Origin of the sequence: Novosphingobium sp. HR1a (assembly GCF_015594425.1) — a bacterium.
GTDB lineage: Bacteria > Pseudomonadota > Alphaproteobacteria > Sphingomonadales > Sphingomonadaceae > Novosphingobium > Novosphingobium resinovorum_A.
Genome location: NZ_JABXWS010000112.1, coordinates 1 through 20,026, shown reverse-complemented (window position 1 = coordinate 20,026; position 20,026 = coordinate 1). Strand labels below are relative to the sequence as shown.

Annotated in this window: 19 protein-coding genes and 1 pseudogene; 13 read left to right on the top strand and 7 right to left on the bottom strand. The window is 60.6% G+C overall.

All coding sequences use genetic code 11. The features are described 5' to 3' along the window. Positions 1 to 2: 2 nt before the first annotated feature. Complete coding sequence (locus tag HWN72_RS29175; protein ID WP_211152143.1) at positions 3 to 1,922, bottom strand: methyl-accepting chemotaxis protein; 1,920 nt, start codon at positions 1,920 to 1,922, stop codon at positions 3 to 5. A gap of 434 nt (positions 1,923 to 2,356) precedes the next feature. Here HWN72_RS29175 and HWN72_RS29170 point away from each other — a divergent pair, with 434 nt between their 5' ends. From HWN72_RS29170 to HWN72_RS29160, 3 genes are all read left to right on the top strand, one after another. Then, positions 2,357 to 3,013 carry a 2'-5' RNA ligase family protein gene (locus HWN72_RS29170; protein ID WP_248006450.1) on the top strand — a complete coding sequence of 219 codons (657 nt, stop codon included), beginning with the start codon at positions 2,357 to 2,359 and terminating at the stop codon, positions 3,011 to 3,013. A 122-nt stretch (positions 3,014 to 3,135) separates the two neighbouring features. Next, a complete protein-coding gene (locus HWN72_RS29165) occupies positions 3,136 to 3,939 on the top strand; it encodes a phosphatase PAP2 family protein (RefSeq protein WP_211152142.1) in 804 nt (267 codons plus the stop codon). Positions 3,940 to 4,025: 86 nt separating this feature from the next. Continuing rightward, positions 4,026 to 4,442, top strand: a complete 417-nt coding sequence (locus tag HWN72_RS29160; protein ID WP_069710028.1) for an NUDIX hydrolase — start codon at positions 4,026 to 4,028, stop codon at positions 4,440 to 4,442. Here the strand turns inward: HWN72_RS29160 and HWN72_RS29155 are convergent. Both HWN72_RS29155 and HWN72_RS29150 read right to left on the bottom strand, forming a co-directional pair. After that, a complete protein-coding gene (locus HWN72_RS29155; protein WP_211152141.1) occupies positions 4,439 to 4,990 on the bottom strand; it encodes an ATP-binding protein in 552 nt (183 codons plus the stop codon). The genes HWN72_RS29160 and HWN72_RS29155 overlap by 4 nt on opposite strands. Before the next feature lie 49 nt (positions 4,991 to 5,039). Next, positions 5,040 to 5,849: a S1/P1 nuclease gene (locus tag HWN72_RS29150; protein WP_248006449.1), complete on the bottom strand. Its 810-nt coding sequence runs from the start codon at positions 5,847 to 5,849 to the stop codon at positions 5,040 to 5,042. Positions 5,850 to 6,530: 681 nt separating this feature from the next. Between HWN72_RS29150 and HWN72_RS29145 the strand changes: the two genes are divergently transcribed. From HWN72_RS29145 to HWN72_RS29130, 4 genes are all read left to right on the top strand, one after another. Then, positions 6,531 to 6,731, top strand: coding sequence for a hypothetical protein (locus HWN72_RS29145; protein ID WP_211152140.1), 201 nt, complete (start codon positions 6,531 to 6,533; stop codon positions 6,729 to 6,731). A 321-nt stretch (positions 6,732 to 7,052) separates the two neighbouring features. Then, a complete protein-coding gene (locus tag HWN72_RS29140) occupies positions 7,053 to 7,322 on the top strand; it encodes a hypothetical protein (RefSeq protein WP_211152139.1) in 270 nt (89 codons plus the stop codon). A gap of 66 nt (positions 7,323 to 7,388) precedes the next feature. Beyond that, positions 7,389 to 7,571: a hypothetical protein gene (locus HWN72_RS29135; RefSeq protein WP_156800026.1), complete on the top strand. Its 183-nt coding sequence runs from the start codon at positions 7,389 to 7,391 to the stop codon at positions 7,569 to 7,571. Between the two features lie 52 nt (positions 7,572 to 7,623). Further along, on the top strand, positions 7,624 to 8,802 hold the full coding sequence (locus HWN72_RS29130; RefSeq protein WP_211152138.1) for a GAF domain-containing sensor histidine kinase: 1,179 nt from the start codon (positions 7,624 to 7,626) through the stop codon (positions 8,800 to 8,802). 205 nt (positions 8,803 to 9,007) lie between these two features. Here the strand turns inward: HWN72_RS29130 and HWN72_RS29125 are convergent, their stop codons facing one another. Continuing rightward, entirely contained in the window at positions 9,008 to 9,226 is a 219-nt protein-coding gene (locus tag HWN72_RS29125) for a hypothetical protein (protein ID WP_211152137.1), read from the bottom strand. 114 nt (positions 9,227 to 9,340) lie between these two features. Between HWN72_RS29125 and HWN72_RS29120 the strand changes: the two genes are divergently transcribed. The 5 genes and pseudogenes from HWN72_RS29120 (at position 9,341) to HWN72_RS29100 (ending at position 13,699) form a co-directional block, all read left to right on the top strand. Continuing rightward, on the top strand, positions 9,341 to 9,637 hold the full coding sequence (locus tag HWN72_RS29120) for a plasmid stabilization protein (protein ID WP_211152136.1): 297 nt from the start codon (positions 9,341 to 9,343) through the stop codon (positions 9,635 to 9,637). A 109-nt stretch (positions 9,638 to 9,746) separates the two neighbouring features. Further along, the gene (locus HWN72_RS29115; protein WP_008828473.1) at positions 9,747 to 10,355 is read left to right on the top strand and encodes a DedA family protein; all 609 of its coding nucleotides are present in this window, start codon (positions 9,747 to 9,749) and stop codon (positions 10,353 to 10,355) included. Then, the gene (locus tag HWN72_RS29110) at positions 10,348 to 10,872 is read left to right on the top strand and encodes an MgtC/SapB family protein (RefSeq protein ID WP_008828474.1); all 525 of its coding nucleotides are present in this window, start codon (positions 10,348 to 10,350) and stop codon (positions 10,870 to 10,872) included. Before HWN72_RS29115 ends, HWN72_RS29110 begins: the two co-directional genes overlap by 8 nt. A 14-nt stretch (positions 10,873 to 10,886) precedes the next feature. Further along, positions 10,887 to 12,206: a GGDEF domain-containing protein gene (locus HWN72_RS31445; RefSeq protein ID WP_248006448.1), complete on the top strand. Its 1,320-nt coding sequence runs from the start codon at positions 10,887 to 10,889 to the stop codon at positions 12,204 to 12,206. A 152-nt stretch (positions 12,207 to 12,358) separates the two neighbouring features. Continuing rightward, positions 12,359 to 13,699 (top strand): annotated as a pseudogene (locus HWN72_RS29100) (IS1182 family transposase). A gap of 374 nt (positions 13,700 to 14,073) precedes the next feature. On the opposite strand, the gene HWN72_RS29095 reads toward HWN72_RS29100, so the two are convergent. The 3 genes from HWN72_RS29095 to HWN72_RS29085 form a co-directional block, all read right to left on the bottom strand. Then, entirely contained in the window at positions 14,074 to 15,183 is a 1,110-nt protein-coding gene (locus HWN72_RS29095; RefSeq protein WP_211152135.1) for a TIGR03032 family protein, read from the bottom strand. After that, positions 15,183 to 18,356, bottom strand: coding sequence for an autotransporter outer membrane beta-barrel domain-containing protein (locus tag HWN72_RS29090; protein ID WP_211152134.1), 3,174 nt, complete (start codon positions 18,354 to 18,356; stop codon positions 15,183 to 15,185). Before HWN72_RS29090 ends, HWN72_RS29095 begins: the two co-directional genes overlap by 1 nt. A gap of 693 nt (positions 18,357 to 19,049) precedes the next feature. Further along, on the bottom strand, positions 19,050 to 19,409 hold the full coding sequence (locus tag HWN72_RS29085; RefSeq protein WP_309141603.1) for an outer membrane beta-barrel protein: 360 nt from the start codon (positions 19,407 to 19,409) through the stop codon (positions 19,050 to 19,052). Between the two features lie 67 nt (positions 19,410 to 19,476). On the opposite strand from HWN72_RS29085, the gene HWN72_RS29080 reads away from it, so the two are divergent. Continuing rightward, positions 19,477 to 20,026, top strand: a 550-nt coding sequence (locus HWN72_RS29080; protein WP_211152177.1) for a sigma-70 family RNA polymerase sigma factor, incomplete at its 3' end; no start/stop codon positions are given.

Genomic DNA, 20,026 nt, shown 5'->3' with positions numbered 1-20,026 from the left:
ACTCAGTTCTCTTGTACGGCAAGGACGGTCGCGATGGACGCGATTTCCTCGATCGCTGCCGCCAGCGCCTCGGCGCCCTGTGCCTGTTGGCGTGCGGCCGCGCTCGCTTCCCGAATGGCGGCTGCGGCAAGTCCGGCCGCTTCGGCGATCTGGGTGGTGCCGCTTTGAACCTCCCGAACGGACCGCAACATGGCATCCGCGCTCGTCAGGATCGCGCCGTTGGATGCCTGCGCATCCTCCAGTTCCGCTGTCACCAGCGCAAAGCGTTCCACCATGGCTCGGTTGCGGGCTATTTCCGCCTCGGCAGCTCCAACAACCTGATCGAGATCGCGGCGGACGGACACCATCTGATCCTGTATCGTGCGGACGATGTCCTTGGTCCGCTCTGCGCTATCGGCGGCATCGCGAGACAGCTTGCGGATATCTCCCGCGACCATTGCAAATCCCGACCCTGCGTCCCCAGCACGGGTCGCCTCGACCGCGCCGCTGACGGCCAGCATATTCGTCTGGATGGAAATCAGGGCCAGGCTGTCGGCAATCTTTTCGATCTTTCGCGTAGTGTCGTTCAGGCCTGCCAACAGGCCCTGCACGCCGTTGACCTCTTGCAGCGCGGTGCCGACGCCATCGACCAGCTGCTCCATCATCGCCCGGCCTTCCGTCACCGATCGCACGATCGCGGTGATCCGGCCGTTAGCGCCTTCCGCTCTCTCCTGAGCAACGCGAGCGGATTTTTCGATCTGGCTCATCGCGGCATTGGCCTGAAGGGTGGCTGATGCCTGAACCTGAGTGCCACGACTGATCTGTTCAAGCGCCACGAGGATTTGTCCGGACGCGCCGGACAGTTCCTGCACCGTTGCTGACAGTTCTTCCGCTGCCGCTGCCACCTGTTCGACCACGACCTCGCCGGCATTGCTCTGCAACTGCTCGGTCAAGTCGCCAAGCGCCTCTGCCGTTTGCTGGCTTTCCTCCAGCGAAGATCCCTGCTGCTCTATAGCCTGCTGGGCTTCTGCTGCGGCGGCGGACTGCTCCTCGGCGGCGCTCGCCACCTGCTCCGCGCCGCGCTCCGCCTCGCGGGTCGCACTTTCCGCCTCCAACGCTGTCTGGAGAATGTCCTGCATGTTCATGCCAAGTGCCGCGAGATCATCGCGCGCAACTTTCAGGCGCGCGACGACCTCATGACCCAGGCCGGCCTCGCTCGTGGCCTGCGTCGATGCCGCTCGGATCTTTTCCGCGATTTGCTGCACCTCGGTTCCGATGCTGGCGGACAGGCGCCGAATGTCGCTGGCGCCCGCTTCGGAGTTCTCGGCCAGCGTGCGCACCTCGTCCGCGACGACCGAAAAGCCCGCCCCGCTGTCGCCTGCACGCGCGGCTTCGATCGCAGCGTTGAGGGCAAGCAGGCTGGTCTGGTCCGACACATCGGCGACATAAGCCCCGATCTCGTCGATGTTTCCCGCTGCCTCTTCCAACGTGGACATCAGATCGACGGTCGACAGCTGTCGCTGCGCACTCAATTCTATGGCCGCGACCGATCCTTCGATCTGCGTGCTGATCTCGGCAAAGCTGGTCTGCACCGCCTCCGTCTGACGACGCGATTGTTCCGCGCGGCTCCGTGCGTCGCGGAAATTCATGCCGAGCGCGGCGATCAGGCCGAGCGATTCCTGCGCCGCGCCCGCCGCCTCCTCTGCCCCGCTCGAAATCTGGGCCATCGTGCGCTGCAACTCGGCGGCCGCTGCCGAGGCTTCGCCCAGGCCGCTCGCCAGTTCCTGCGTCGCCTGGTCGATGCGCTCGGTAGGGGTGGCCGATTTGCGCCTTGCAGCCGGCCGGCGAGTAGTGCTGACTTCCGCTGATGGCGCGACCTCTGCAGCAGCTGAGGTCGTACCCCTTGCACGAGAACCCAAGGTCGATTTCTTTACCAGCGCCATAAGCTCTCTTGTTGTCCATGCAGGAGGCTGTGGCTTACGGCACGGAAGCCCCTGCTACCAGAGTTCGATTTAGATGGTCGACATTGAAGCCGCCTTGAGACAAGGCGCCAGCGATTTTGAGAGCACAAGCCACTGCGGACCGTCCGCTGCCGGGAAATGAAATCCGGGCGTTGAATGACCGACATGGGTGGATGGCGCAAGGGGCTGCTACGCGCCCCATTCCGGTCGCTTAACATTCCAAACATGATTCCCGGAACCTGCCATTCTGCAGCATTAAGATGGGGTTTGATCTGAGGAACCTTAGGTCGTCGGATTCGCAGATTCCAGCACGTGTCTTGTGCGGAAGAATTTGCCGATCCGTCGAAGGCGCCGCTAAATATCGCTCCCTCTATTTCTCCCGGCCCGAGCACAGTCATATGCCGCAAATACCCCGGATGGCCCTGATCGCAGCTTTGGTTACGGCCTACCCCTCGCAAGCAGAGGACAGGCTCAGCATTGACATTTACGCGATCCCCTCACCGTCCATCGTTGACGCGGTAACGGAAGCGAGCGTCGATCTCGCTGCTAGGGGCATGACCACGTTTCATGCGCAAGGCCATCCGGCACACGTCACGCTTTACCTGACGCAATACCCGGCATCCGCGGCGCCTGCGCTGAAAGCTGCTGTCGCCAAGGCCGCGAAGGCGTGTAGGTCATTCCCGCTCACGGTCACCGGCCTGCAAAGGACTGCCTCGAACTGGCTGTTCTTGAAGGTCGAGAGATCGGCCCCTCTGCAAAGGCTGGCCGATGAGATGACGTTGGCGGCAGAACCATTGCGATCGCACGACCTAGCCCCGCCATCGTGGATGAAGGAATACCCTGCAAAGCTGCCCGCTTTCGAACGCTATGGGTCGCCGAACGTGTTCATGCAGTTTGATCCCCACCTGACCCTTCTTGCAAACGAGGCCAATCCAGACCTGGGCAAGTATATGGCGGATGTGGCCTCCCGTCCGCCGCGCGCCGAGGGCGGGGTGACAGGTATTGGTCTGGGGATCGTTGACGCGAACGGGCAACTGGTCAGGACGTTGGCGGAATATCGCTGCAAGGCATGATCACGCTGCTCACGGATGGCGGTGGGCGCTCCTTGTTCGTCAAAGATCCGCGTTGTCACATAACTGTCATATTGACGTTTCCGGAATGCTCGGCCTAGCTCTTCGAAGATTGGAGACCTGCCTTGAAGTTCAAACTGTCGATTGCCGCTGCAGTGACCGCAACTGTGCTCATCGCCGCATCCGCAACCTCGAACGAAAGACCCAGGGGCTATCTGGAACCGGGCGAGTTCGATGTGACGCATGTCGTTGAGCCGGCGCCTCGCCCCGGTGATCCGCGCTACGAAACCGACCGCAAGATTTTCAAGGCCACGCGCAAGCTCGCGGATACCCCGCGCTGGCAGTTGGCCACACAGGATGCCGACTATACGGTGCCGGCGCTGGCGCGCGATTTCAGCTGCGCGGTGGGAGTCAAGCTCACGCCGCAGAATGCCCCGAAGCTCATGATGCTGATCGAACGCGCGGGCTCAGACACGGGTGCGCAGTCCAGCAGGGCGAAAGCGGTCTACCAGCGGCACCGCCCTTTCACGATCGACAAGGGCCGGATCTGCCAGCCCGAATCCGAGCTGTACGACGAGAAGAAGCACGGGATGAGCTATGACTATCCCTCCGGTCATACGACCTGGGGATGGACCTGGGCGCTCGTCCTTTCAAGCATCGCACCCGATCGCGCGCAGCCGATCCTCGAACGTGGCCGGGCTTACGGCGACAGCCGCTTTGTGTGCGGTGCTCATAACGAGAGTGCTGTCGAAGCGAGCATGCTGTCAGCCACCGCCACGATGGCGCTGGTGCAAACCAAGCCCGAGTACCAGGCTGACCGTGCCGCTGCAAAAGCGGAACTCGACGCCCTGCGCCAGACCGGTGAGAAGCCCACCGGCTGCGATGCGGAAGCATTGCTCCTGAATCAGCGGGTCATGCCGCGCTTTTGAAGTTAAGTTGATGCACGCTTCGCTGTTGCCTGCCTTGGCGTCGTAACCCGATTAGGATTGCGTCGACGGCGTTACAGAGTTGAAATATGCCTCTTCAGACGCACGCCCTTCCTTACCGTCGGACAAGCGACGGCCTCGAGATCCTGCTGGTGACGTCTCGCCGCAAGGGCAAGTGGATCCTGCCCAAGGGAAAAATAGAGGCGGGTGAAACGGCGGCGCAACGTGCTGCCATCGAAGCGTTTGAGGAAGCCGGAGTACGCGGCTCGGTCTCGGCCAAGCCCCTGTTGGCGTCCTCACTGGCCGATCCCAGTCAAGCGCAGATCTATCCGCTTGCGGTGCTGGAAGAACTGGAGCAGTGGCCAGAAATGGCCGTGCGACAGCGTGCCTGGTTCTCGGTTTCGGAAGCGCGGGCACGATTGCAGGACGAGGGGATGCTTCGCGCTCTTGCGGCTTTTGCTTCAAGGTTCTCCGACGCCCCAAGCCCTTCAGATCCAAGCGGCTAAGACCCTGAGGTCCAGCTCAGAGCCACCCGCAGGCCTCCGATAGGAGCCTCATCAAACTCCATCGTGCCCCCCGTCGCATCGACCAGTTCCTTGACGATCGCCAGACCGAAGCTGTGGCCCGAACCCGCCTCATCCAGGCGCGCGCCACGTGCGAGGGCGTTATCGATCCGCCCGGCATCCATGCCGGGGCCATCGTCATCGATGAAGACGCAGATCATTCCGGCCTCGGCGATTCCGCTGATCGCAACTCCCCGGCGGGCAACCGGACTGCATTCTCCATCAGCGCGCCGATGACTTCCGTGATCTCGGGCGCAGCCACGGGAGGTCCAGAGCGTCGAAGACGATCTGGAAGACACCACCATCCTGCTGGTCCGGGTCTCGCAGGCCGACATCCGCGCAGGTGCGGCCAGGTTGAAGGAAATGCCCGGCGTGCAGAACGTGAAGGTGTCGAAGAAAGGGACTCGCAAGCGGTAGTGCCTCGGCAGCGCCGAATGGCCACCCGGTGAAGGAGCCCCGCTTCGCTTCTTACAGATCGCAGGTTCGGCCATGCCGAACCTGCCGTGCGACGTGGGAAAAGTCGGAGAACGGTGGCTTGGACTACCGTCGCTTCGTGGTTTTTGCCTCGGCATCCGGAGTTTCAAAAACCCAGTTCAGGTAAGCCGCGATGCGAACGCCAGCCATCTTCAACCGACTGTCGATGTCCTCACGGTGTTGATAGGCGTAGTCGTATGAGAGGGCGGTATCGGTGGGGTAGGCCTTCTTGCGGATCGCAATGCTCTCGTGAATCCAGACCATCGGGTTGCGCTCATTCCACTGAATGACTTGCTGAGGCGTCGTCGAACGCTCCAGCCAATGCGCGTATTCCGAGTAGGACAGCGCCCGCTGCTCGATCATGCTGGAATCCCAGATCGTGTGCAGGTTCGTGGGCTTGTCAAACCATGTGACCTTTACAGCGTTGCCGCCCCTGTCGGTGCCCGTTCCCACGTGAAGCGGCTGATGCAGGTCACCAATGATATGGACGACAAATCGCAAGGCTGTTCGCTGATCGTCGGCCGATGCCTTCGGATCACGCAGGACAGCTGTGTAGCGCTTGAGTGCGCTCAGCCCATCACCCTGTCCGGGTTCATCCGATGGCGCGTAGTCATCGCCTGCCACTGTCACATAGTGCCAGGCAGGCGACGTCTTCTGCCAGAACTCTGCCGGGTCCGATCGCATATCGTCGGGCCAGGTCGCGGCCTCGGCAAGGTCTACCTCACCAAGCAGGATCTCGACCTTAGCCCGCGCCACGCCGCTGAGGTTGTCCTGGGCGATTGCACCTGTGATACGATGCCCTATCGGTCCCCAGGCCATTGCAGGGTTCGAGATGGCAATGGCAGCGCCCATTACGGCCGCAGTGGCGAAACGCATTCGATTTCCTTTGCGAGAGCAGGCGATCCGGCAGACCGCCGCTGCCAACAGTCTTTCACGGATGCCTCTCCTTACTGGCAATTGGAGGGGGCATGTCCACCATCGATGCAGTCTATCGCAAATCGGGGCAGTTTTCCCCGCTATCCACAGGGTGTGGGCAACTGCATGCCTGCGGAGGACCCTGCGATCGCCTATGGTCACGCAATGCGGTTTCTGTGCGCTCTTGGTCGGCATAAGCCATCCTCTGTCTCGATCTCGCGAGGCAAGAACGATGATTATCGAGCGCTCTGCGACGAATGCGGGGTGCCGATGGTCAGCCATGGCAAGAATGCCTGGCGCGCAGCCCAGCCAGCAAGCGTGACCGCTGCAGTCACCACATCTCCGTCTGCCCATTGAGCGCCAACGCGTGGCGCTGAAACGCGACGTGGACCTTTCAGGAATGTTTGAAGTGAGCTGCTTGATTTGCCTCCAACACAGCTAAACGATGGGTGCCAAGCTGGGGGCGCAGCGGTACACGGCGCACGCGGCGCAGTTGGCCGAGGCGTACAGCAGCAATTCATGCAGCTCGCACATTGCTGACCTCCCAAACGGAGGCGACTATGAAAATTTTCAAGCTATCTCTTGCTCTTGCGATGGCAGTCACCGGCATCGGCATGAGTGCCTCGGCAGAAGCCCACCCGCGTGATCATGATCGCTGGGAGCATCGCGATCGGGACCATCATCGCTATCGCGATTATCGCAGGTATGATCGACCACGTCATTGGAGCAATCGCGCATATCGCGATCATCGCCGTTGCTGGACCGAATGGCGTCACCACCGCCGAGTTCGTGTCTGCCGCTAGATTAGAGCGTGTCGCTTACCCGTTAATCGCCGTCGGATAGCGACACACCGTTCCTTTTCCTATGGCCGTTGCCTGCTAATGCCCAGTCCAAGATGGCAATACCGTCCGTCGTGATGAGGCTTAGCGGGCTCGGCTCTTCAACGTCGTATCGCATAAGTCAGCAGTTCCTCTCGTCGCGGCGTAAGTCGCCGAGCGCAGATCGGCTATGATCGGGCCCGGGACCGATTGCGCGGCTGTGGTACGGCGTGAGCTGCCCAGCCGTAACGCGCCCATCCGAAACGTTCGACAGCGATTTTGTCGTGCTTGGAAGCGGACATTCAGATTACATCTCCGCCTGCTACTGTGTCGGCGAGGCTATGAGGTGGTCGCATCGGCTGCCAATCTCGAGTGTGGTCTCAAGGCAGCAAATGGCGGTGAATTCGAGATCGGCGTGCTGGATATCAACCTGCACGGCGTTCAATCCTATCCCATCACTGAAGTTCTGGAAGGCCGTGGCATCCCGTTTGTATTTGTCAGCGGCTACACCGGGGCTGGAGTGGACGCGCGCTTCACGAATGTTCCCAAACTCCAGAAGCCTTTTACCGCTAAGGCGCTTGGCGAGGTGCCATTGCGTGTGCGTCTGAGTGCCTAACGAGGACAGAGTGGCGGGTGGACTGACAATGGCTCGACGCTGCCCCCGGAGCAGGATGAACTCCGGTTGGCCGACAACGTTTTTCTTGCCGATCATCAATTTGGCCGGTTATCCCTGTCGATGGTATTCGACCAGATTGCGGACGCCATTGCTCTGCGTGAGCCGCTCGATGTCGATTGTCCAAGCCGATGCTGCGTTCCGTGGCGCCTCGGCGAAGCGTTGCGCAGGGCGGCTACTGGGTCGGGTTAATAAGGGCATGGCTGCGATCGATCGGGCTGGTCTGACAGATAGGACGAAGTGAATGACGAAAGCGTTGGGGAGCGATATTGCGGCGATTGCGCGCATCGATGCGGTGCCATCCATCCTCGAAATCGCTTGCCGCATCACTGGCCTTCGTTTCGCTGCGGTGGCGCGCGTCACCGACACGAGCTGGACCGCCTGCGCTGTCCGGGATGAAATCGAGTTCGGGCTCGGCGTCGGCGGCTCGCTCGACTTGAAGACCACGATCTGCGACGAAATCCGCGATTCCGGCCAAGGCGTGATCATCGATCATGTCGCGTATGATCCTGTCTTTCGCGATCACCACACGCCGAGGCAGTACGGCTTCGAGAGTTACATCTCGATCCCAATCCTGAGAAAAGACGGGAGCTTCTTCGGGACGTTGTGCGCGCTCGATCCTCTTCCAGCCAAGCTCTCCAACCCCGGCATCATCGCCACGTTCGAGAATTTCGCGCAGTTGATCGGCCTTCAGCTCGACTTGCAGGACGATCTTGTTCGCAAGGAGGATCAACTCCTGGAAGCGGGGCAGACAGCTGAAATCCGCGAACGCTTCATCGCTATTCTAGGGCACGACTTGCGAAATCCGGTCGCTGCTATCGAAGCTGGCATCACCATGCTCGGCAGGACGCAAACCGACGAGAAATCCGGCTGGATACTGACGCAGCTGCTGCAAAGCACCCGGCGTATCAGCTTGCTGATCAATGATTTACTCGACTTCGCACGCGGTCGTCTCGGGTCCGGACTGACGCTGCGGTCGGTGCTCGTGCCGAGGATGTCCGTCCCGATCGAGCAGGTGATCGCGGAACTCCAGATTGTCCACCCAGACAGGATCGTCGACCTGAACCTCAAACTCGAAGAGGCGGTGACGTGTGACGTCGAGCGCATAACGCAACTCGTCTCGAATCTCGTCGGCAATGCCCTTACCCACGGAGCGGTGGACGAACCCATCGCCGTGACTGCGACATCCGCTGGCGGCACTTTCACCCTGAGCGTCTCGAATGGCGGTACCCCGATCCCGGATGAAGTCCTGCCGACGCTGTTTCAGCCGTTCACGCAATCCGCAGAGGGACAATCGGCGAACGGTCTCGGCCTCGGCCTCTTCATAGCAAGCGAGATCGCCAAGGCGCACGGCGGCTCCATTGAGGTTAGTTCTTCTGACGAGGGGACGAGGTTTAAATTGACCATGCCCTGCAGTTGTTGATCGCCTTCTTAGACTCTCGTTAAAATCTTCAGCAATACCGTGAATGGTGAATATCACTAAATGGCCATATGCTAATCATACACTTCGATCGAAGCATTCGGCAGCTTTTGACAGGGGCAGTCATTTACTAAGGCAGTTTTAATTGACCGGCCTTGGTCGGGACGCGATGCACCCTAAGGGCGCTCATTGCTTGTCCGGCAGATCGTCAGGTAACCTGCCGCCTGCCGCCTGCCGCCTGCCGCCTGCCGCCTGCCGCCTGCCGCCTGCCGCCTGCCGCCTGCCGCCTGTCGCCGCCTCGCTCGGCCTGCGCGCGGGTCGGTTCGGGCGCCCGAGACTCGTAGATATCGGTGGTCACTGGCGCTGGACTGCGGTGCCCCTGGCCGGAGATCGTGCCGCTGAAATCGGCGGGGGCGACATTGTGCAAAGGTCCATTTCTGACAATCAAGACATTGCGGCGAACCGATCAACACAGATCGGGACGAATTAGCAGTTGCCGCGTTCAAGGGATTGGCGGGGGCAAACGACAAGGAGACGGATCATGCCTCGCGGAGACAAGTCGAGCTACACCGACAAGCAGAAGCGGAAGGCTGAGCATATCGAAGAGGGCTACGAGGACCGTGGGGTAGGAAAAGAGGAAGCAGAAAGGCGCGCCTGGGCGACGGTCAACAAGGAGTCCGGGGGCGGAAAGAAATCTGGCTCTGGCCGCGGCAAGAAAGAAAACCACGAGAGTTCGCGCAAAGGCGGCCACAAGGGCGGATCGAGCCAGAGCGCGGAAAAGCGCTCTGCGGCCGCAAAAAAGGGCTGGGAAACCCGCCGACGCAGGGGGAATGCCTGATGTGGATCCACAAGATGATAGCGCCGCATACGGGTTTGGGTGGATGGCATGATGCTGGGGTGTCTTCGTGATGAAATTTCAATCTTCACGATCTTCGGGATAGCGGTGTATGACGGAATGGATCTCGGCCATTGTCGAGCAGATGGGGTACTGGGGCATCGCGGTGCTCATGCTGCTTGAGAATGTCTTTCCTCCCATACCCTCTGAAGTGATCATGCCCCTGGCGGGCTACACTGCGGCTGACGGCAGCCTCAACATTATGCTTGTCGTCATATCCGGCACGATAGGGACGGTCACTGGCGCCGCCTTCTGGTGGTCGCTGGCAAGTAAATGCGGTGACCGGCGATTGAAAAAACTGGCTGACCGCCACGGGCGCTGGCTTACCTTATCGGCGAGCGATATCGATCACATCGACGACTGGTTCGATCGGCACGGCTCATGGGCAATTCCCGTTGCCCACATCATTCCTGGACTGCGCACGCTGATCTCGATTCCGGCTGGCGTGTTTGGCACCCCTTTCCCACGGTTTCTCATCTTGACTACGCTGGGATCGGCTGTGTGGAACAGTTTTCTGGCTGGAGCCGGATACGTTCTGGGGAAGCAGTTCTCGGCCGTCGACCGGTACCTCGGGCCTGCTGGCCTAGGGATCATGGCGGCAGTCCTGGTCTACTTTATCTATCGCGTCATCACGTTCCGGCCGAGTAGGAAAGATGCTTGAAGACGACCTGCCCACGACCCTGATGAGGCTCGGTCTTGCGACGGTTCTGGGCCTCGCCCTCGGCTGCGAACGCGAGCGCCGTGGGCACGATGCGGGTTTACGCACGCATGGACTTGTCGCGCTAAGTTCGGGGATGCTGACATTGTCGGCGCTGGAACTCGTCGAGCACCATGCAGAGGGTGATCCCGTTCGCGTCATACAGGGGCTTGCGCAGGCGATTGGTTTTATCGCCGGTGGCCTCATTTTCGTGCGCGGCGGAGATGTGCGCAATATGACGACCGCGGCAAGCCTGTGGATGGCTGCGGCCGTGGGGATCACTGCCGGGGCCGGTCAGTATATCCTCGTCCTGGCTGGCACAGCGCTCGCTCTCCTGCTGCTTGTCGCTGCTTCCCTTGTCGAACGCTATTTTCCAGCAAAGGAAGATACCGATAGTCAGCAAACGACGCAAATGCCGAACCGCCGCGGTGCTGCCGTTCCGCCTCCCTCGAGCAATCAGCTGAACGGAAACGACGAGTAGGCGCCAGGGGCCCGATGCAGGCCATGATGAGCCCTTGCGCGAGAAGGGCCAAATCGCGACCAGGCACAGCACGCCTGATTCTGGTCAAATCGTTAAGCCTGATCCTGTATGATCGTTTGATGGAGAGACGATCCCCATCCCATCGCACCCGTCCGCAGGCGACGATTTTTGGGCAGACGGCAGATGAACTGCTGCCGGAGGCCGTCTATCGCGACCTTCTCGCACCGCTCTTCGCGATGGCGACCCCAATCCTGGGATTTGGCATTCTCTACGCCGTCGTAGGAACACTGGTCCTGGTGAACTGGCACAGCGGGCCGGTTCTTGCGCTGGTACTTTGCTCCAGCATCGTGACCGCAGTTCGCCTTGTGATCATTCGCGCATATCACCGAGCAGGGGGGCTGACTCAGGACATTCCCGCGCTTCGGCGGTGGGAGAAGCGCTACACATGGGCAACATGTGCCTGTGCCGGCCTGATAGCGAGCCTCAATCTGGTGGCGCTCGCAGCGCCCCATCCCCTCGTCCACCTGGCCACCGTCAGCCTGATCTTCACCTTTGGCGCCGGGATCGTGTCGCGCAATGCGGGCCGACCCAGGCTCTGCTGGCTTGGCCAGACGATCACGGTTGTCCCGGTGTCGTTGGGAATGCTCGTGTACGCGACGCGGATCGGTGCTCAGACCGTGACCGGGCAGTTCTTCATACTTGAGGCCATTCTGCTTCTCGTCGTGGCGGCGATGAGCATCGAATCCGTCCGACATCTTTATCAGTCTGCGCTCGAGCATCTGACGACCAAGCATGACCTTGGAAATCTGGCGCGATACGATCCACTCACCGGTCTTGCCAACCGGTTGCTGGTGCGTGAATCCTTTTTCAAACAGGCGCAAACGTGCCGGATCGATCAGCAGGTCGCCATTCACTATCTCGATCTGGACGGCTTCAAGGCCATCAACGACCAGTTCGGGCATCCGGTCGGAGACAGACTGCTGGTCGAAGTCGCCACGCGATTGGGCGCTGCAGTGAGAGGCGATGACGTTGTCGGCCGCCTTGGTGGCGATGAATTCGTGGTCCTTCAACCCGGCGTGCTGCATGCGGACCAGGCCGAGCTTCTTGCGCGCCGCATTATCCGCCAACTTTCCGAAAGCTACCGCATCGACGATACGGAGATGGAGATTTCCGCCAGCGTCGGGATTTCACTATCGCCTGTTCATGGTCTGGACCTCGACAGGCTTCTGCAATGCGCCGACGCCGCGCTGTACCGTTCCAAGAGGAAGGGCAAAGCACAGGTTCATTTCTGTGAGGACTCACCGCCTTCCGGCAGGGGCAGGGCAGTCGCGTAGGCCCTGAACCTGAATGGCGGGCGTTGGTCGAAATAGCCTAATCTGGCAGGTCGCGGAATCGATCTACGTATTTTTGCACACTTCTAAAATTCTGCGATCGGAAATTATTCTGCGGCCATAAGGCACTTTTTGAGGGAGAGGATTCGTGCTCGCTGGATGATTACGTCAGCGAACATAACCCGATCAGGGTGGTCGAAGCCTTTATCAATGAGCTTGATCTGACGGCTTGAGGGCTTGAAGGCATGACCCCGGCATTGACAGGGCGACCCGCTTATCATCCATCGACCATGCCGAATATCGATTTGTAAGGCTATCTCAATAGCACCCAGTCGAGCCGACGGCTCGAACGGGAAGCAGGCCGCAATATCGAGTTGATGTGGCTGACGGGTCGGCTGGCGCCAGAGTTCAAGACGATTGCCAATTTCCCGCGTGACAACGGTGCTGCCATTCGTGCGGTATGCGGGCAGTTCGCGATGCTCTGCCGCAGCATGGGCCTGTTCAGCGGCGCCATGGTTGCGGTGGATGGCAGCAAGTTTAAGGCAGTGAACAACCGGGATCGCAACTTCACGGCGCATAAGGGGGCCGCGCGCATCGAACAGGTCCAGGCCAGCATAGATCGCTATCTGGTCGCGCTCGACCAGGCCGATCGTGGGGACAGTGACGTGCCCGAGATGCGGGCTGACAAGATCCGCGAGAAGGTCGCCGGGCTACGCCGTCAGATGCAATATCTGAAAGACATGACCGCGCAGGTAGAGGCTCCCCTCGACAATCAGATATCCCTCACCGATCCCGATGCTCGGTCCATGGCCACGACCGGCCGTGGCACGGGTGTTGTCGGCTACACTGTACAGGCGGCGGTAGATACCGAGCATCATCTCATCATTGCGCATGAGGTAGCGAACGAAGGCTCCGATCGTGCCCAGCTTGTTCCCATGGGCCGCGTTGCCCTGTACGCCGCTGGCACCCCGGATCTCACGGTGCTTGCAGACAGGGGCTATTACAGCCGTGACCAGATACTGGAATGCCAAAGCACGGGTGTGCTCCCCTGCGTTCCCAAGGTCGATACATCAGGCCGGTCGAAGCTGGGTCTCTTTGCAAGGCCGGACTGCGTCTATGACGTTGTCCATGGTTGCTACCGCTGTCCTGCCGGAGCCCATCTAACGCGAAGCAAGGTCCGTTCGGATCGAGAAGGTGAGATCGGCCACTACCGCAACCTTGCCGCCTGCCATACCTGTCAGCTCAGGCCGCGCTGTACGCCGGAAAAGGTGAAGCGGGTCAAGCGATGGGCGCATGAGGCGATACTGGATGAGATGCAAATGCGCCTCAATCAGTTGCTGGATGCCATGGGCATTAGGCGACAGACGGTCGAACATGTCTTCGGCACGCTCAAAGCCTGGATGGGCAGTACGCCCTTCCTCACCAGGACCCTGAAAAATGTCAGAAAAGAGATGAGCCTCAGCGTTCTGGCCTACAATATGAAGCGTTTGATTTAGATGATTGGCGTCCCGATGAAGATCCAGGTAATCCGGGCCTGATCGCATCATGCCGCCGCGTCGCTACCCCCATCTGCACGCCGCAGCGAAACCGCGTTTTTACACAGCCTCGGTCGGTAGTCGCCGATCTCGGCTGTCGACTCAACTATTGCATGAGTCTCCAGGCGGAGTTTTCCCGGCAGACTTCACGATGCCTTCTGCTGAATATACCGCTCGTACCAGCCAAATGCGATGGATATAAAAATGGACTATCGCCATATAGCGTCTGTAATTCCACCAACATATATCGTCACAGTGTTAGTGCGCACTTTATTGTAATAAAATTAATTCGCGACTTTTCCTTGATGTAATTAAAATGAGAATGGCTAGTTAAACTAATTAAAAGTTATAGAGGTAAGCAATTCTTCTGATCCGACTCCAAGGGACATAGGAGCTGCAATCGAAGGCAGGGCTGTGACGTCAAAAAGTTCGGTAATGTCGCCTTCCAAACGAAACCATTCGACCAGTCCCCCGGTAGACAGATCAATGATCATCACTCCGCACCACGCAGCCAGCCCGCGTGCGTGAAGTTCGGCGTCGAGCGGCAATCCCGCAAACGTTCCATACCGGGGTTTGGAGACTGTAACAAACGCAAGACCGGCGTAAATCTCGAGCCCGCGCATAAAACCGGGAACGAAGGCAAGGTCCTTGCTCGTTCCTTTGATGGGATCGACTTCAACGATATAGCCGCGACCTGAATCGAGCAGGTACACCATGTCTCCGACGGTTCTGGGAGAGTGCGGCATCGAGAACCCTTCGGCAACGATATTTCCGGTCCTGACGTCGATGAGAAGCCCGCCGTCCACGCGATGCTTGCGCCACTGGCCTGGCTCATCGGTGCCCGCGATCGTAGTCACATATGCCGGCGCGCCATCGAGCATGGCAATTCCGTTGAGGTGGCAGCGGTCGCCGGGGGCGAGTTCGGATATGAAGTCGGGTCTCCACAAGGCACGAAAACTGTGCACGGGATCGAGCGTGGCAAGACATGAGAAGCTCGTATTCGCGAAAACCACCTGTCCCGCGGAATCGATCGCCAGTTCGTGAACATCGAGATCGCCGGTAGTGTGGGCACTTCGCGGAATGAATACCGCATCGAAGCGGTCGTTGCCGACCTGACCGGGCCGGAGCATGTTTTCCAGACGCCAGATCTGGAACTTGCTCGCGAGGTAAAGGCTCCCCCTATCCCAGCAAAGTCCCATGGCTTGCGAATAATTTTGTTGATTCAACGATATGCTGCCATCGGGCATCAATCCTACCAGAAACAGTTGCCCGGTCTGGTAGGACGTGAAGCCGAACGAGGTCCTGTGCCGTTGCAGCCATTCAGGGAGCCCCGGCGACACGATGAATTCAACTTTCGGGGACGTGGCCCCTGGATTTTCGGCTTGGGCCACCGCACACGGTCCTTGAAAGGGATTGCGCAGGTTATGCGCAATCCCTGTATTCATCAGAAGCGAATTCGAAGACCGGCGCGGCCACCGGCGCCTTCGATATCGGAACGCGCAGCGCTGTTGTCGCTGAAGGACTTGATGTAAGTTCCCTCGATGAACCCGCTGACACCGCCGACCTGGGCGATTTCGACGCCCAGCTTGGCCTCGCCGTAATCACCCACACGGTTGTTGCGATAGGTAAGAGTCTGGCCTCCGCTCACGAAAGTGACACTATCACGGCCCTTGAATTCGTGAACGTAGTTGCCGCCGGCATAGATCGATGCCTTCGCCCCGAACATGTCGATCTGCGTGCCAAGACGTGCACCGGCACGCCCGCGCAGGCCATCGGCATCATTGAAGTCGACAGCAACACCCTGCGAGGCAAAGCTGTCGAAGTCGGACTTGACGTAGGACACGCTCACCGCCGGTTCGGCGAAGAAGCTGTCGTTACCGAAGCGCAGCCCCGCCTCGACCCTGCCGCCGTAAGCGTCGCCCTTGGACTTGTCGCGGAAACCGCCGCCGGTGCTGCGCGCATCGGCCCAGTAATAATCATACTTGGCCAGACCATTGATAAAGACGTTGCCGGTAGTGAAGCTGCCGTAGACGCCGGCGTTGACAACATCGAAGCTGACCCGATCAGCGGAACCATCGAATTGCATCGACGAAGAGATGTAGCCGCCGGTCAAGCCGAAGGCGAAACCGCCACGCTCGCCGCTACCCCCGCCGATGTCAAGACCGACCTGCCCACCGAAGTAGTCCTGCTTGTAGCCGGTGTTAACGGCGCGGGTTGCGCCGAACGCGGTGAAGTTGCCACCATTGTCCCGGTCTTCCACGGAGCCGTGCATCTGCACCCAGATCTTGCCGGTGGTTTCTCCCTCGCCTTCTGCCCAGAGCTGGTCACGGCGAGCCTGCAGCTGCGCGCTGACGACATCCGCCGACTTCAGCCAGAGGCTGCGAACGCCCTCCACATAGTTCAGGGTGCGCAAGGCCGCATCGCTTGGTCCACCCACAAGGCTGTAGGAGAAGTCGGTCGGGTTGTAGACGACGTCGTAGCGAACGAGACCAGCGTCCATCCCGCCGCCGGCACCGCCGAGGTTGAACGCGTTGGCTGAAGACGCAGCGCCAGCCTGAACGACGACCGTACCGGGGTTGAACAGAACCTCGGTTCCGGTCTGACGCAGAAGGATGGTGGTGCTGCCCGTTGCGCCAGCGCCGAGGACCAGGCGATCCGACGCGCCGGTGCCCAGATTGGCGTCCAGACCGAGCTGCGAAGCGCCGGAGCCCGCGAAGGTACCCGGAACGACCAGCCTGTCGCCCGTGACGCCATTGCGCAGATCAACGAGACCGGAGTTGTTGAACTGCTCCAGCCCGGTCAGCGTCACCGTCCCTGCGATGGTGCGCCCACTGGAGAGTGCGACCGTGCCGGTGTTGTTGAACACGTCGCTGCCGGCGCCGAAGTCGGGGTTTTCAGCCAGGACGAAACGACCACTGTTGTTCACGACGTCGTTGCCCGCGGTAAGCATGATGTCGCTTCGCAGGGTGCCGCTGTTGTTGATGGTCGCGGGACCGCCGGTGACGGCGATCGTGTAGCCATTCTGCGCTGCGCCCAGCACACCGGCGTTATTGATCGTGGTTCCGTTGACGGAATTCGCGGTGATCAGATTGCCATTCGCCGAAGCTATCGTGCCGTTGGCGGTGACGAAGACGCTTGCCATGTCACCGGCGGTGACGAAGACGGCATCGGCCGCGGCTCCGGTGGTCGATACTGCGCCGCGCACGGTCGCAGATGCATCGCCGGTGGCCGTAACATTGACGGCCCGCGAAGTTGCGCCGGTGGACGCGACGTTGCGAACGTCCGCGCTGGCATTGCCGCCCGTGGCGATGACAGTGACGGCGTCGGCAGGCCCGCCGTAAAGGCCCTGGCCGGCCATCGCGGCCGTGCCGGTGACGACGACGCTGGCGTTCGCACCTTGCGCATAGATCGCGCTGCGGCTGGTCGCGGTGTCAGCCGCATCGGCTGCGACAGTCGACACGTTGTTGGCCGAGATCGCAACGTCGCCGGTTGCCGAAGTGGCGTAGATGCCGAAGCCGCCGCGACCCGTGGAGGCGACATCGCCGGTGGTCGTCACGTTCACAGCGCCGGTATCGGAATAGCCGTAGATCGCCGAGGAGACAGCACCAGTCGCGGTGACATCGCCGCCGGTGATGTTGACGTCCCCGCCGCTCGAGCCCGCGATCACACCCGTCGACAAGGTGCCCGAGGTCGAGACCGCGTCGAAGTCGACGGTGCTGCCGCCTTCGCCCGAAATCGCCTGAATGCCGGTGGCATTGAAGCCGGTGGTGGCAACGGTGGTTGCCGAGACCGCGGCGCTTCCGTTACGCGCGGTGGCGTAGATGCCCTGCGCGCCATCGCCGGCGGTGTCGACCGCACCGGTGGTGGTGACGGTGACATTGCCGGTGTCGCTGTTGGCGGCAACGGCAATGGCATTGCTGCCGGTCGTGGTGACCGGACCGGTGGTGACGATCACGTCGCCTGCGGCCGCACTCGCATTCACGCCGCGTGCGCCAAGCCCCGCGGTGTTGATCGACCCGGAGGTCACAGAGACATTTCCAGTTCCCGCAGCGGTCGCGGTGATGCCGGTGGAATTGGGCAGGAAGAAGAAGCTGCTGCCATCCACGCCGGTGGTCGTCACATTGCCGGTCGCGACCGTGACGTCACCGTCGATGCCGCCGATCGCACGCACGCCGCCCGCGAGCGAACCGGAGGTCGACACGTCACCGATCGTCACCGAAACCGGGCCGCCGATGCTCGTGAGTTCGACCGCGTTTGCATTCGCGCCCGAAGTGGCGACCGTAGCGGTCCCCCCGCTAAGGGTAATCGCTTCGGTTCCCGAGGTGTTGATGAATACGCCGCGGGTTCCATTGCCGCTAGTCGCAATAGAAACGTCGTCATCCAGCTGCACGACCAGGCCATCAGCTTGAGCAGGGTAGGAAATGCCAGAGGCGTAGAGGCTCCCCGCCGCGCAGACCACAGTGCCGCCACCTGCACCAGGGATTCCGCACTCGTTGTCCGCAAGTGCCGGGGAAGAAAAACCGACCAGACCCATTACGATGGGTGCCAGCGCGCTGCCGAGCTTAAGCCGAGCGCCGACGGACGCTGACGCGCCGCGTCGTGAAACTATCGATTTCATATGTTCTCCCTAGGCGAAACCTTTTGTCGCATCTCGAGACTGTTGCGCGGTTCCGCCGACGCCCAGCACCACTCGCCCGATTTTTCGGCCAAGCAATCCTGATACCTTGGGCAAGGGTTTTCGATCCCAAGCTCACTGAAAATAAATAAATATTTCATTTGAAACTAAAACTTGACGGCGATGTTCGCGAGCGATTTGGGTGTCGAGCATATGCCGTGGATATTTATGCGCTCGGCAAGGAGACAGCGCATGTTCAGCATGAGCCAGAGTTTGACGAGCCATCGACGCTCGGGTCTTGCTTTAAGCGTACCGCTCGGCCCAGATTATGACTCTATGGGTGCAGTAACCTGGCGTTGACCCCTGGCAAAACACCTTCTCGGACTCGCAGCGGCAATTTTTCAATCTCCAGTCCCAGAGTAGTAGCCTTCCATTTTCTGAACGCCGAACCGGCCGATAAGAAACTCCGGGTTCCGAGCCCTGACCAGGCTGACGCCAGCGTTCGCCTCATCAAGCCTTTAAGGGAGATGCTGGACTTCCTGATTGGGACTACATCCTGTGAATAGCCGCGAGCACCGCGCTCCATTCGAGCAATTTGGATTGAAACTGTTCCGCTGAGAATGCGTAGCGCGGTTACCAATGAGGGCAACTGCAAGGTGGTGCAGGATGTTCGAAGCTGCCCTCAGGTCAGCGCGATCAGAAGCGGAAGCTGCTGGTCGCCATGACGCTCTGAGTGTCGAACTTGTCGCCGCGATTGATGCTGGCTCCGCCCGAAGGGGTGATGCGGAAGGGATTGGTCGCAGGCGCCGTTCCGGCACCGACATCGACACGGTAATCGCCGGCATTATAGCGGGTGTAGAGGTAGCGCGCACCGATCGAGAGTTTCTTCGCGACCTTGACTTCAACGCCGCCGCCGACGTTCCAGCCCCAGGCATCTTCCTTACGGTTGACCTCGGTACAGATGTTCGCCCCGTTGCTGGTCGCGAAGCTGTTGCTCACCTTGGCGGAGGACAGGCCGCCCGTCACATAGGGCATGATGCCGCTGCGCGTTGTCACGCCGAGCCGGGCACAAGTTGTGCAAAGGATCGTTGATGCTTCGGCGAAGCAGGGACGAGACCGGCGAATGCAAGAAGCGAGTTTTGCCTCACGGTCGGAAAACCGGGCACTTTTGGTCTCGGCGATCCATCTTGCCGCCAGCGGCGATGCGGCCGGATTGCGCAATGTCTATGACCTTACCTCCGCCAAGTTGTTCGGTATTTGCCTTCGCATCTGCGCGGACCGGGAAGCGGCGGAGGATGTGCTACAGGATGTCTACGTGAAGGTCTGGAGACGGGCTGCGTCGTTCGACGCCTCTCGGGCCAGTCCCGTAAGTTGGCTCGCCGCGATCGCGCGCAACGCCGCTGTCGACTGGCGCCGGGCCGAACATCGCCATGACGCCATCCCCGATGAAGCGATGGCCGAAATCGCGGACGATGCGCCGCTCGCCGACACGCTGATGGAAGGGGATGAGGAGAGACGCAGGCTACTCGTCTGCCTCGAAGGCCTTCCCAGCGAGCAGTCCGGCGCCATCCGCAGCGCGTTCCTTCAGGGCCTTACCTACCAGCAGTTGGCGGACCGCAGCGATACGCCGCTCGGCACGGTCAAGAGCTGGATCCGGCGCGGCATGCTCAGGC

Coding starts and splice junctions, on each gene's coding strand:
- HWN72_RS29175 (WP_211152143.1), bottom strand. CDS start 1,922: ATGGCGCTGGTAAAGAAATCGACCTTGGGTTCTCGTGCAAGGGGTACG.
- HWN72_RS29170 (WP_248006450.1), top strand. CDS start 2,357: ATGGCCCTGATCGCAGCTTTGGTTACGGCCTACCCCTCGCAAGCAGAG.
- HWN72_RS29160 (WP_069710028.1), top strand. CDS start 4,026: ATGCCTCTTCAGACGCACGCCCTTCCTTACCGTCGGACAAGCGACGGC.
- HWN72_RS29155 (WP_211152141.1), bottom strand. CDS start 4,990: ATGGCCGAACCTGCGATCTGTAAGAAGCGAAGCGGGGCTCCTTCACCG.
- HWN72_RS29150 (WP_248006449.1), bottom strand. CDS start 5,849: ATGCGTTTCGCCACTGCGGCCGTAATGGGCGCTGCCATTGCCATCTCG.
- HWN72_RS29130 (WP_211152138.1), top strand. CDS start 7,624: ATGACGAAAGCGTTGGGGAGCGATATTGCGGCGATTGCGCGCATCGAT.
- HWN72_RS29120 (WP_211152136.1), top strand. CDS start 9,341: ATGCCTCGCGGAGACAAGTCGAGCTACACCGACAAGCAGAAGCGGAAG.
- HWN72_RS29115 (WP_008828473.1), top strand. CDS start 9,747: ATGACGGAATGGATCTCGGCCATTGTCGAGCAGATGGGGTACTGGGGC.
- HWN72_RS29110 (WP_008828474.1), top strand. CDS start 10,348: ATGCTTGAAGACGACCTGCCCACGACCCTGATGAGGCTCGGTCTTGCG.
- HWN72_RS31445 (WP_248006448.1), top strand. CDS start 10,887: ATGCAGGCCATGATGAGCCCTTGCGCGAGAAGGGCCAAATCGCGACCA.
- HWN72_RS29095 (WP_211152135.1), bottom strand. CDS start 15,183: ATGAATACAGGGATTGCGCATAACCTGCGCAATCCCTTTCAAGGACCG.
- HWN72_RS29090 (WP_211152134.1), bottom strand. CDS start 18,356: ATGAAATCGATAGTTTCACGACGCGGCGCGTCAGCGTCCGTCGGCGCT.